This window comes from Psychrobacter halodurans, from assembly GCF_017498075.1.
GTDB classification, from domain to species: Bacteria; Pseudomonadota; Gammaproteobacteria; order Pseudomonadales; family Moraxellaceae; genus Psychrobacter; species Psychrobacter celer.
Genome location: NZ_JAGBKN010000002.1, coordinates 47,273 through 61,093, shown reverse-complemented (window position 1 = coordinate 61,093; position 13,821 = coordinate 47,273). Strand labels below are relative to the sequence as shown.

The 13,821-nt window shown below is 47.7% G+C and carries 8 protein-coding genes; all 8 read left to right on the top strand.

The features are described from left to right. Positions 1 to 271: 271 nt before the first annotated feature. Complete coding sequence (gene sdhA, locus J3491_RS01430; protein ID WP_207968968.1) at positions 272 to 2,122, top strand: succinate dehydrogenase flavoprotein subunit; 1,851 nt, start codon at positions 272 to 274, stop codon at positions 2,120 to 2,122. Between the two features lie 186 nt (positions 2,123 to 2,308). After that, a complete protein-coding gene (locus J3491_RS01425; protein WP_207968967.1) occupies positions 2,309 to 3,019 on the top strand; it encodes a succinate dehydrogenase iron-sulfur subunit in 711 nt (236 codons plus the stop codon). A gap of 1,115 nt (positions 3,020 to 4,134) precedes the next feature. Next, a complete protein-coding gene (locus tag J3491_RS01420) occupies positions 4,135 to 7,017 on the top strand; it encodes a 2-oxoglutarate dehydrogenase E1 component (RefSeq protein ID WP_207968966.1) in 2,883 nt (960 codons plus the stop codon). A gap of 163 nt (positions 7,018 to 7,180) precedes the next feature. After that, a complete protein-coding gene (gene odhB, locus J3491_RS01415; protein ID WP_100748693.1) occupies positions 7,181 to 8,428 on the top strand; it encodes a 2-oxoglutarate dehydrogenase complex dihydrolipoyllysine-residue succinyltransferase in 1,248 nt (415 codons plus the stop codon). Between the two features lie 382 nt (positions 8,429 to 8,810). Then, positions 8,811 to 10,265, top strand: coding sequence for a dihydrolipoyl dehydrogenase (gene lpdA, locus J3491_RS01410; RefSeq protein ID WP_207968965.1), 1,455 nt, complete (start codon positions 8,811 to 8,813; stop codon positions 10,263 to 10,265). Positions 10,266 to 10,450: 185 nt separating this feature from the next. Then, on the top strand, positions 10,451 to 11,617 hold the full coding sequence (gene sucC / locus J3491_RS01405) for an ADP-forming succinate--CoA ligase subunit beta (RefSeq protein ID WP_075101408.1): 1,167 nt from the start codon (positions 10,451 to 10,453) through the stop codon (positions 11,615 to 11,617). Positions 11,618 to 11,804: 187 nt separating this feature from the next. Continuing rightward, complete coding sequence (sucD, locus tag J3491_RS01400) at positions 11,805 to 12,680, top strand: succinate--CoA ligase subunit alpha (protein WP_207968964.1); 876 nt, start codon at positions 11,805 to 11,807, stop codon at positions 12,678 to 12,680. A 99-nt stretch (positions 12,681 to 12,779) separates the two neighbouring features. Further along, entirely contained in the window at positions 12,780 to 13,817 is a 1,038-nt protein-coding gene (galE, locus tag J3491_RS01395; RefSeq protein ID WP_207968963.1) for a UDP-glucose 4-epimerase GalE, read from the top strand. Positions 13,818 to 13,821: the final 4 nt, after the last annotated feature.

Genomic DNA, 13,821 nt, shown 5'->3' with positions numbered 1-13,821 from the left:
TAGCATTGGGTTTGGCTGCTTGTTTATTTTATGTCTAATATTTTATGTTTAAAAAGACAAATGCGCTGATAGGGCGCTCGATAAATAAGCCGCCGAGCATAATACCGCTCAGCCCAGTATAACGATAGATATGCAAATTAAGTGGTTAAAGGCCAGATGTGTCATATGCTTTAGGTAAGCTGCACTGAGAAAATAAGTATTGGTGTACAGACACAGGACAGATAGCCTTTTTATTTACTTCTAAGCATTAACAGGCATTAGGAAAACCGTAATGGCAACTAGACAAGATAATACCATTAGTAATATTAAGACCCTAAACTACGATGCCGTCATCGTCGGTGGTGGTGGTTCAGGAATGCGTGCTTCACTGCATTTGGCTGAGTCAGGCATGAAGGTTGCAGTTTTGACCAAAGTATTCCCAACCCGTTCGCACACCGTCGCAGCCCAAGGTGGCATCGGTGCAAGTTTGGGTAACATGAGTAACGATAACTGGCACTTTCACTTTTATGACACCGTAAAAGGCTCAGATTGGTTAGGTGACCAAGACGCGATCGAATATATGTGCCGTGAAGCGCCAAAAGTCGTCTATGAGCTTGAGCACATGGGCATGCCGTTTGACCGTAACGAAGATGGCACGATTTATCAGCGCCCATTTGGTGGTCATACGTCAAACTATGGTGAAAAAGCGGTACAACGCGCGTGTGCGGCAGCTGACCGTACAGGTCACGCCTTGCTACATACGCTGTATCAAAAAAACCTAGAGCAAGGCACCGAGTTCTTTATCGAGTGGATCGCGCTTGATTTGATCAAAGACGAAAATGGCAACATCAACGGTGTGGTGGCGATTGAGCAAGAAACTGGTACCATTGCTGTCTTCCAATCACCAATCACCGTGCTAGCGACAGGTGGTGCAGGCCGTATTTTCGCCGCGTCTACCAACGCTTATATCAACACAGGTGACGGTATTGGTATGGCCGTGCGTGCTGGTATCCCGCTACAAGATATGGAGTTTTGGCAGTTCCACCCAACGGGCGTACATGGTGCCGGCGTACTATTGACCGAAGGGTGCCGCGGTGAAGGGGCTATCTTGCGTAACAAAGATGGCGAAGCGTTCATGGAGCGTTATGCGCCAACGGTCAAAGACCTAGCGCCTCGTGACCTTGTATCGCGCTCGATGGACCAAGAAATCAAAGAAGGCCGCGGCTGTGGTCCGAACGCTGACCATATCGTAATGGACATGACGCACCTAGGTGTCGATACCATTATGAAGCGTCTACCGTCAGTGTTTGAGATCGGTAAAAACTTCGCCAACGTCGACATCACCAAAGAGCCAATTCCAGTTATCCCGACCATTCACTATATGATGGGCGGCATTCCAACCACGATTCATGGTCAGGTCATCGTACCAGATCTAGAAGCGGGTACCGATGAAGACGGTCTATACGCTAAAGGCAACGTGGTGAAAGGCCTCTATGCCATCGGTGAGTGTGCGTGCGTCAGTGTCCATGGTGCCAACCGCTTAGGTACCAACTCACTTCTTGACTTGGTGGTATTTGGCCGCGCGGCTGGTAAGCACATCGTTGATGAGTTCCATCATGCCGACCACAACTACAAGCCATTAGATCCACGTGTGCTTGACTTCACCATGCGTCGCCTAGACAAGCTGCAGCAGTCTACTGAAGGCTACAACGCGCAAGATGTCGCTGATGAAATCCGCGCTACCATGCAAAAACATGCCAGCGTATTCCGTACCCAAGCCATCATGGACGAAGGTGTCGAAAAAATCTTGGCATTGGGTGAAAAAATCGACAAGATCCACTTGGCTGATAAATCACAAGTCTTTAACACCGCTCGTATCGAGGCCTTTGAAGTGGCAAACTTATACGAAGTTGCGAAAGCCACAATGATCTCAGCGGCGCATCGTCACGAAAGCCGCGGCGCGCACAGTGTCTCTGACTACGATCGCCCAGAGGATGATGATTACGCACCAAATGGCCGTAACGATCACGAGTGGATGAAGCATACCTTGTGGTATTCTGAAGGCAACCGCATCATTTATAAGCCAGTTCGTAAAGTGCCGTTGACAGTCGACTATATCGAGCCAAAAGTCCGCGTCTACTAATATTGGACGCCGCGCCTGATATATACTCGATATATAAACTGCGCAAACGTTTTATCCCTTATTCATTTATTAAAAGGTGACCGCCAGCTACATGCACTTGCCCGCGCTAACGATAAATCAGTCGTTAGCGCCACGAGATTGCAGTCTTTGTATGCCCGCCATCACCTATGTGTGGAGTTTAGCATTATGAGCCGAGGTACTCGCACCATCGAAATCTATCGCTACGATCCTGATGTGGACGCAGCGCCGCGCATGCAAACCTATACGATTGAGCTGTTAGACTCAGATCGTATGTTGCTTGACGTGTTATTACGCCTAAAGAAAGAAGATGAGACCCTCACTTTCCGCCGCTCTTGCCGCGAAGGCATTTGTGGCTCTGATGGCATGAACATCAATGGCAAAAACGGTCTTGCATGTCTTATCAACATGAACACCTTGCCAGAAAAAGTAACCGTCCGTCCTTTACCAGGTCTGCCTGTGGTTCGTGATTTGGTCGTCGATATGAACCAGTTCTACGAGCAATACGAAAAAGTACACCCGTACTTAATCAACGATCAGCCAGCACCGCCGACAGAGCGTCTGCAATCACCTGAGCAGCGCGAAAAACTAAACGGCCTGTACGAATGTATCTTATGTGCATGCTGTTCGACCAGTTGCCCATCATTCTGGTGGAACCCTGACAAGTTCTTAGGTCCATCAGCATTGCTACACGCCTATCGTTTTGTGGCTGATAGCCGTGATGGTGATACGCAAGCGCGTCTTGCACGTTTGGACGATCCGTTTAGTTTGTTCCGTTGCCGCGGTATCATGAACTGTGTGTCAGTTTGTCCAAAAGGCTTGAATCCAACCAAAGCAATTGGTCATCTGCGTAATATGTTGATTGACCAAGCAGGTTAATCGTTTATAATTGCATGGTTTTTTACAGATACTGTAAAAAAAACACCACCTAGTTATTAGGTGGTGTTTTTTATTGACTAAGGCGTGTTGGCTTCTTAACGGCGCAACCTACATTTACAAACAGCATCGCAAGCGCCATGTGTTTTTAGCGTGCATCGATGACAGCATGATGGTAAAGCTATATTGACAGTACGTTGGTCATGTGTAAGAAGGCCTGTGATAAAGGCGCGCGCCCTATATAATTAAATACGCAATACCAGTAACTTGATAGAAAAGTCATACGGGTAAGCGCACATTAGCTCAGGGTTTTGATGAGGTATTTGCCTTTATTTAGGTAGATTTAGTGTTTGATTGGGCCGAATGTTTAGGAAGATTTTGCTACTTTAGGTATAATAGCAAGCCAGAATCAGCCAATAATGATATCATTATATTGATAATAGATATTCATTGTGTAAATACCTAGTATTGAACAAACAAACTATGTCGTAAAAAGTAGACATGCTACCCTATACAGCAATGTATATTTGGCTAAAAGTGTCACCTATCTCATTGATAGGATAACGGTTCAGCCAAAACAGCCGTATAAAAGGCTAGCTGAAAGTAGAAAAACTGGTGATTCATTGGTTGCTAACGCAATATCTCTATGCTCCTAGCCAGCTATATGTGTCAGGTGGATATATACTATGAGCTTGCCACAAACCAGCATGGATAACCCATGGTTAATAAATGTTAGTTAATAGATTTGTTATGGCTTTTTGCATTATATATAAATTAATGTTGTGAAACGAGTTGGTTCAGAAAACTGAGCGTTCACAAATAGTTATATTTTTACCAACGGTATTGTAATAACTGCGATCAGCACTACTTAGCTATTGTCGACACCGTATGTTAGCGGCAATGCAAAAATAGACGAGAGACAGTCAGCGGTCAATTTGTTTGATTGTTGCTTGACGTAAGTTATGTCAGAGGTTATCCAGACTTTTGACAATCAATAAACGTTCAGTCAATAAACGCTCAGCCGCTGATGTGACACAAGGTTTACATAGCAGATATACGACAGATTACACAATAATAAGCACGATTCCATTCATTTATCTATCAAATAGACGATTATTATGAATAGTATAACCAAAGACGCAGCAGAGCTAGGACATACTGAACTGGCCGCTGACAATGCCAATTATATCGAAGCGCTCTACGAGCAATACCTAACAGATCCTGATAGTGTGGATGCGGACTGGCAAACGTATTTTGAACAGTACAAGTCGCCAAATGACGCCAAACACAATGCTATTAAGGATCAGTTTTTATTGCTGGCCCGCAATCAAACCGCCAATAAAGTCAACACTGACACCAGTAGCGCGCCTGCTGGCAGTGCCGACTGCGCGGACCCTAAACAAATGGGTGTGCAGCAGCTGATCTCAGCTTACCGCCGCCGTGGTCATCGCCGCGCCAAGCTAGATCCATTAGATCTGCATCCGCGTGCCGAAGTAGAAGATCTGACGCTTGCATATCACAACCTATCAGAGGCCGATCTCGATACGGTATTTCCGACCAATGATTTAAACATCGGTAAAGATGAAGCGACACTCCGTGAGATAATCGAAATTATGGAGCGTGTGTACTGCCGTTATATCGGTGTTGAATACATGCACGTGACCACCAGTACCGAAAAACGCTGGATGGAAAAATACCTCGAGACCAACCTAGGCTATATCGAATTTGATAAAGAAAAACGCCTATCTATCTTAGAGCGTCTGACAGCGGCTGAAGGCCTAGAGAAATATCTGGCTCGTAAATATACCGGCGTCAAACGTTTCGGTCTAGAAGGCGGCGAGAGCTTTATTCCAGCCATCAATGAAATCATCCAACGTGCTGGCGGCTATGGCACCAAAGAGATGGTCATTGGTATGGCGCACCGTGGCCGTCTAAACCTATTGGTCAACATCTTAGGTAAAAACCCTGCCGATTTGTTTGATGAGTTCGATGGTAAGGTACAGCCAGAAAAAGGCTCAGGCGACGTTAAGTATCATAACGGTTTTTCTTCTAACGTCATGACACCAGGTGGTGAGGCGCATTTGGCTCTAGCCTTTAACCCCTCGCACCTTGAAATCGTAGCGCCCGTCTTGCAAGGCTCGGTACGTGCACGTCAAGTTCGCCGTAACGATCAGCCGTTTATGGACAACAAAGACGGTAACTCAGTGCTGCCAATCGTCATCCATGGTGATGCTGCTTTTGCTGGTCAAGGTGTGGTTCAAGAAACCTTCCAGATGTCACAGACGCGTGCTTATACCACGGGTGGTACGGTTCATATCGTGATCAACAACCAAGTCGGCTTTACGACCAGCCGTCAAGAAGACGCACGCTCAACCGAGTACTGTACTGATGTGGCCAAGATGGTGCATGCACCTATCTTACACGTCAATGGCGATGACCCTGAGTCTGTGGTGTTTGCCGCGCAATTGGCACTAGACTACCGTCATGAATTTGACAAAGACATCATCATTGATTTGTTCTGCTATCGCCGTAACGGCCACAACGAAGCCGACGAGCCATCAGCGACGCAGCCTTTGATGTATGCAGTTATCAAAAAACTGCCTACGACGCGTACTATCTACGCACAAAAACTCATCGCCGATGGCGTCCTTAGTGCAGAAGAAGAAAAACAGTACGAAGATGATTACCGTGAGTCGCTAGACCGTGGTGACTATGTCGCTAATGCCTTGGTCAGCAAGCCAAACGAAGCGTTATTTGTCGATTGGAAGCCCTATCTAGGCCATGATTTGGTCGATGAGTGGGATACCAGCGTCGATATCGAAAAATTAAAAGAGTATGGCCGCCGTATGGCGCAGATGCCAGAAGGCTACAAGCTACAGCGTCAAGTACAAAAAATGGTCGATCAGCGCTTAGCCATGCAAACAGGCGAAGAGCCATTGAACTGGGGCGCTGCTGAAACCTTGGCCTATGCGTCATTGGTCGATCATGACAATGTCTTGGTTCGTATCACTGGTGAAGACGTTGGCCGTGGTACTTTCTCGCATCGCCATAGTGAGATCTATAACGTCAATGACGGCAGTATGTATGTGCCCTTATCGCATATCAGCGAAGACCAAGCACGTTTTGCCACTTATAACTCGTTGTTGTCAGAAGAAGCGGTACTGGCCTTTGAATACGGCTATGCAACCACTGTACCAAACGCGCTCATCGTTTGGGAAGCGCAGTTTGGTGATTTCGTCAACGGCGCACAAGTGGTGATTGACCAGTTTATCTCAAGCGGCGAGACCAAATGGCAGCGCGTTTGTGGTCTGACCATGCTGTTGCCACATGGCTATGAAGGTCAAGGCCCTGAGCACTCATCAGCACGTCTTGAGCGTTTCTTGCAGCTATGTGCCGAAGACAACATGCAAGTGATTACCCCAACGACGCCTGCACAGATTTATCATGCCTTACGTCGTCAAGCGGTACGCCCGATTCGTAAGCCGCTTATCGTTATGTCGCCGAAGAGCCTGCTGCGTCATAAGCTAGCTACCTCTCATCTAGAAGAGCTTGCCAACGGTAAGTTTGAGACGGTACTGCCAGAGATGGATGAGCACAATGCAGACAACATCACTCGTATGGTGCTCTGTGGTGGTAAGGTCTACTATGATCTACTTGAGCAGCGCCGTGCGCTTGGTCTTGATCATGTGGCCATCGTCCGTATTGAGCAGCTTTATCCGTTGCCAGAAAAACGCTTGATTGCTGAGATCGAAAAATACAGCAACCTAAAAGAAATCGTTTGGACGCAAGAAGAGCCATTGAACCAAGGTGCTTGGTACTATCTAGCGCCGCATATGTTCCGTATCGTCGTACCACATCCAACCAAGGCAAAAGTCATGGAGCCAGTAGCACGTCCGCCGAGCGCCGCTCCTGCAACAGGCTCGCCAAAACTGCATGCTCAGCAGCAGCAAGCACTGATCGCAGGCGGTCTTGGTATCAGTGTCGATGAGCTGGCAAAGTAAGATAAGTGACAGACGTTACAAGTTATAGATTATAGAAGACACATGAAGCAGGCGATGACAGTCAGTACTGGCAATACCTATCAGTGACATTGTTGCACACAGTATTGACTGCCTATCACGACTTAATAACGCATATAAATATCCAAATCTAAGGAGTATATCGATGGCTGATATCAAAGCCCCCGTTTTTCCAGAATCGGTTGCCGATGGCACGATCGTCGAATGGCATGTCAGTGAAGGTCAGCAAGTAAACCGTGATGACCTATTGGCTGAAATCGAAACTGACAAAGTTGTTTTAGAAGTTGTGGCACCTGATGATGGTGTTGTGACCAAAATCGTCAAGCAAGTAGATGACACAGTACTATCTGACGAGCTGATCGCTGAGTTTGAAGCGGGCGCAAGCGGCAGCACGGACTCAAACGATGAGCCAGCAGTCAACCCAGACCAGCCAGCGGCACCAGTGCAAGCCAAACAAGGTACAGATGGCGGTGAGCCAGTACAAGCCACTGACAAAAAAGACGAAGCCGACCATAAAGATCAAAGCCCAGCCGTTCGTAAAGCGGCCAAAGAGTCTGGCGTAGATCCGAAAAACGTCGAAGGCAGTGGCCGCGGTGGCCGTGTGACCAAGAGTGATATGGCAAACCCAACGCTAAAAGCCGACAGCTCTATCAAGTCAGATAGTGGTCGTCCTGTGGCAGAGTCAACTGGCGAGCGCACCGAAAAACGCGTTCCAATGACGCGCCTACGTAAGCGTGTCGCTGAGCGTCTACTGTCAGCTACCCAAGAAACCGCTATGTTGACGACCTTTAACGAAGTCAATATGAAGCCGTTGATGGACATGCGTACTAAGTACAAAGCCCAGTTCGAAAAACGTCATGGCGTACGTCTAGGTTTTATGTCGCTATTTGTCAAAGCGGCGACCGAAGCCCTCAAACGCTTCCCAGCGGTAAACGCTTCACTAGACGGTGATGACATCGTTTATCATGGTTTTTATGACATCGGTGTGGCGGTATCATCAGATCGCGGCCTCGTCGTTCCAGTACTGCGTGATACTGACCGTATGGGTATGGCTGACATCGAAGCCAAAATCCGTGAATACGGTAGCAAGGCGCAAGAAGGCAAGCTTGGTCTAGACGAGATGACGGGTGGTACATTCACTATCTCAAACGGCGGCGTATTTGGCTCACTCATGTCAACGCCTATCTTGAACCCACCGCAAACTGCTATCTTAGGTATGCATGCGATCAACGAGCGCCCAATGGCAGTCGACGGTAAAGTTGAGATCTTGCCAATGATGTACCTAGCGCTGTCTTATGACCACCGTATGATCGATGGTAAAGAAGCGGTACAATTCTTAGTGACACTAAAAGAATTGGTCGAAGATCCTACTATGCTTCTTTTAGACCTGTAAGCTTCTAAGCTTGTATTGGCAATCGCTGATACAAGTTTTTTAACTTTGGTATCGGCCATTGTCATTTAAGCAAGATTAAGCTTAGCAATAATCAAGCCGTTTAATTGTGACGTTTAATTGTGACGTTTAATTGTGACGTTTAATGAAAACGCAGTCATATAGGGCGGCGTTTGACGGCTGGCTGTTAGTACGCCTTATTGAGCTGTCTGTATTTGGGGGCAGCCTATTGGCGAATACAGACGTCATCAAAACCAGACAAATAATTAATCCTGTGGTTAAAGATGAGATCGGTCGTTATTGCAAAAAAGTGACACCATCGTGCCGATATACCTCACACAACATGAGCAAAATCTAAAATAATCTAAAAAAATAGGAACGTACTATGAAAGACAATTATGATTTGGTCGTCATCGGCGGCGGTCCTGGCGGTTATGAAGCAGCCATTCGCGCAGGTCAGCTTGGCATGAGCGTGGCCTGTATCGAAAAACGCGTGTATAAAGGCGAGCCTGCGCTTGGCGGTACTTGTCTAAACGTCGGTTGTATCCCATCAAAAGCCTTGCTGGATAGCTCGCATCGTTATGAAGCGACCAAACATGACCTAGCTGAGCATGGCATCAGCACAGGTGATGTCTCTATCGATATCGAACAGATGATCGCTCGTAAAGAAGGCATCGTCAAGCAGTTGACCGGCGGCGTGGCAGCATTGCTCAAGGGCAATGGCGTTGACTGGCTACAAGGCTGGGGTACGCTCATCGATGGTAAAGGTAGCGAGAAAAAAGTTAAATTTACCGCGCTAGAAGACGACAGCGAAACGACCATCACTGCCAAAAACGTCATTCTTGCGGCAGGCTCAGTGCCTATCGATATTCCAGTGGCCAAAACTGACGGCGACCGTATCGTCGACTCGACTGGCGCACTTGACTTCACTGAAGTACCTAAGCGCCTTGGTGTGATCGGTGCAGGCGTGATCGGTCTGGAGCTAGGCTCTGTATGGCGCCGCTTGGGTAGTGAGGTTGTGGTATATGAAGCACTACCAAGCTTCTTAGCTGCTGCTGACAAAGACATCGCTAAAGAAGCCGGCAAACTGCTGAAAAAGCAGGGCCTTGATATCCGTGTCGATACCAAAGTCACCAACGCCGAAGTCAAAGGCGATCAAGTCGTTGTGACCAGCGAAGCCAAAGGCGAGCCGAGCGAGGAGAGCTTTGATAAGCTAATCGTCTGTGTCGGTCGCCGTGCCTACTCTGAAAAACTACTGGGCGAAGACAGCGGTATCACCTTGACCGAGCGCGGTCTAATCGATGTCGACGATCAGTGCAAAACCAATCTAGACGGCGTCTATGCCATCGGTGATCTGGTACGTGGTCCTATGCTTGCGCACAAAGCGATGGAAGAGGGCATGATGGCCGTCGAGCGTATCCATGGCGAAAAAGCTCAGGTCAACTACGACACCATCATTAATGTCATCTATACCCATCCAGAAATCGCATGGGTTGGCATGACTGAGCAAGAAGCCGAAGAAGCTGGTTATGAAGTCAAAACTGGCTCATTTAACCTAGCGGCCAACGGTCGTGCGCTCGCGCAAAGCGAAGGCCAAGGCTCTATCAAAGTCGTCGCCGATGCCAAAACAGATCGCTTGTTAGGTATGCATGCCATCTCTGCAGGCGCAGGTGATATCGTCCATCAAGGCATGATCGCGATGGAGTTTGTCTCTAGTATCGAAGACTTGCAACTGATGACGTTTGCTCACCCAACGATCTCAGAAGCAGTACACGAAGCGGCGCTATCTGCAGATGGCCGCGCCATTCACGCTATCCAGCGTAAAAAGCGTAAAAAATAAGTCGTTCGCTACCGTTGCAAAACAAGCAAACAAATAAGCAAGTATCGATTTATGACTTGACTATTTAGGCGTCAATGATAGTACTACTATCGGCGCTGCGGCTATGGTCATAAGTGCGCCAGACTCTGGTCTACGCGCACTTATTTTCACTTTTTATTAATTGTAAAAAACAAGGGATACAATCAATGAATTTACATGAGTATCAAGCAAAAGAGCTATTAAAAAGCTACGGATTGCCTATTCAAGAAGGCATCATCGCCCACAATGGCGACGAAGCTGCTGCTGCTTTTGACAAAACCCCAACCGATATCGCTGTCATCAAAGCACAGGTACACGCTGGTGGCCGTGGTAAAGCGGGCGGTGTAAAGCTGGTTAAGACTCGTGAAGAAGCCAAACAAGTGGCAGAAGAGCTTATCGGTACCAACTTGGTCACCTTCCAGACTGATGCTGATGGCCAACCTGTCAACTTCGTCTTGGTTGCAGAAGATATGTATCCAGTACAGACTGAGCTATATCTTGGTGCCGTGGTCGACCGTGCAACCCGCCGTGTGACCTTTATGGCATCAACCGAAGGCGGCGTCGATATCGAAGAAGTCGCTAATGAGACACCAGAAAAAATCTTCAAAGTACATGTAGATCCATTAGTTGGTCTTATGCCTTTTCAAGCGCGTGATGTGGCGTTTAAACTTGGCCTAGAAGGCAAGCAAATCAACCAGTTCGTAAAATTGATGACTGGCGCATACAAAGCATTTGTCGAAAACGACTTTGCTCTAATGGAAATCAACCCATTAGCCGTACGCGAAAACGGCGAAATCGTCTGTGTCGATGGCAAAATCGGTATCGACTCAAACGCCCTATATCGCCTACCAAAAATCGCTGCGCTACAAGACAAAACGCAAGAAAACGAGCGTGAGCTAAAAGCTGCTGAGTTTGACCTAAACTATGTCGCCCTAGAAGGTAACATTGGCTGTATGGTCAACGGTGCTGGTCTTGCTATGGCGACCATGGACATCATCAAACTGTACGGCGGTAAGCCTGCTAACTTCCTAGACGTGGGCGGCGGTGCAACCAAAGATCGCGTTGTAGAAGCGTTCAAAATCATCCTAGAAGACAGCAGCGTAGAAGGCGTTCTTATCAACATCTTCGGCGGTATCGTACGCTGTGACATGATCGCAGAAGCCATCATCGCTGCGGTCAAAGAAGTCGACGTACAAGTACCAGTCGTCGTCCGTCTAGAAGGTAACAACGCTGAAAAAGGCGCGCAAATCCTAGAAGAGTCTGGTCTAAAACTGATCTCAGCTCAGGGCCTCGCAGACGCTGCACAAAAAATTGTCGAAGCTGTACAAGCTTAATACCGATTGCGCCAGCGCCTTAGAGTAGGGCGATAAAACCAAACTCTAAGCATATAAGCGCTATCGCATAGTCGTCAAAGCGTGATGGCACTTGATAAGCTCAGATCGTCATTGTCAGATCGTCATTGATAGTGGTCATCAGTCGTCAAGTCGCTGTCACAAGACAACCGAATACAAGGAAAAAATAATGAGTGTATTAATCGATAAAGATACCAAAGTATTGGTACAAGGTTTTACGGGTAAAAATGGTACGTTCCATTCAGAGCAAGCCATCGAATACGGCACCAAAGTCGTCGGCGGTGTCACGCCAGGTAAAGGCGGTCAAACGCACCTAGGATTGCCAGTATTTAACACCATGGCGGAAGCGATGGAAGCGACTCAAGCTGACGCGTCTGTGATCTATGTACCAGCACCATTTGTACTAGACTCAATCGTCGAAGCGATCGATGCTGGCGTAAAGCTGATCGTCGTGATCACTGAAGGCGTACCGACTATCGATATGCTAAAAGCCAAGCGCTATCTAGAAGAAGCGGGCGATGTGCGTCTAGTGGGTCCTAACTGCCCAGGCGTCATCACCCCAGGCCAGTGCAAAATCGGTATCATGCCAGGCCACATCCATCAGCCAGGTAAAGTCGGTATCATCTCACGCTCTGGTACTTTGACTTATGAAGCTGTCGCGCAGACCACAAAGCTAGGCTTTGGTCAGTCAACCTGTATCGGTATCGGTGGTGACCCTATCCCTGGTATGAACCAAATCGACGCGCTAAAACTGTTTGAAGAAGATCCACAGACCGAAGCGATCATCTTGATCGGTGAGATCGGTGGTACTGCTGAAGAAGAAGCCGCCGCTTATATCAAAGATCATGTAACGAAGCCTGTGGTTGGCTACATCGCTGGTGTCACTGCTCCAGAAGGCAAGCGTATGGGCCATGCTGGCGCGATCATCTCTGGTGGTCAAGGTACTGCAGAAGAGAAGTTTAGAGCCTTTGAAGATGCGGGTATCGCGTATACACGTGACCCATCGAAGCTAGGCGATAAGCTAAAAGAAGTTACGGGTTGGTAAGATAGACGTCAGCATAAGTCTACAAAAAGCCACTAAAGCTGTGTTGAATTATCAAAAAGACATCTCTACAATGGGGTGTCTTTTTTTGTTTGAAAAATTATGAAAAGTAAAATCTTAGTAACTGGCGGTGCAGGCTACATCGGCTCTCATACTTGTATAGCCTTGCATCAGGCAGGCTACGCGATAGTTGTTTATGACAACCTATCTAACAGTAGCCGTGAAGCGATCAATCGTGTCTCTCACCTTATTGGTACTCCTATTGAGTTTGTTAAGGGCGATATCCGTGATGCCAAGGCATTGAGACAAGTGTTCGACGCTCATCAATTCTTTGGTGTCATTCATTTTGCTGGATTAAAAGCCGTCGGTGAGTCCGTGGCCAAGCCCTTACTTTATTATAATAACAACGTCAGTGGCACCATCACCTTACTCGAAGTCATGGCTGAGTACGACGTTAAAAACCTCGTGTTTTCCTCCTCTGCTACGGTTTATGGTGATCCTGAGACTCTCCCTATCGATGAGACCGCCCCGCGTTCCTGTACCAATCCCTATGGTCAGAGCAAACTGACCGTCGAGCATATCTTAGAAGACTTAGCAGTATCCGATGCCAGCTGGAACCTGATTCCTCTTAGGTACTTCAATCCAGTGGGCGCGCATCCATCAGGGCAGATAGGCGAAGATCCAAACGATATTCCAAACAATCTCATGCCCTATATCTCACAAGTCGCTGTCGGTAAGCTCGAGAAACTGAGCATCTTTGGCAATGACTATCCGACCGTCGATGGCACGGGCGTGCGTGATTTTATCCATGTCACTGATCTAGCAGCAGGTCATGTCGCTGCACTGAATTACTTACAGCAGCAAGTCAAGGTAGAGCAAAGCGCAGTGGGTTTTTTACCCATTAATTTAGGGACTGGCACAGGTACGTCGGTGTTAGAGCTGGTCAATGCCTTTACTGATACCACAGGGCAGCCTGTGCCGTATCAGTTTGTCGCGCGGCGTGCCGGAGACATCGCCAGCTGCTATGCCAGTGCTGATAAAGCCAAAGTGCTACTTGGCTGGCAGGCTAAGCTGTCTGTCGCTGAGATGTGTGCAGATACCTGGCGCTGGCAGAGTATGAATCCGAATGGTTATAAGTAAATAA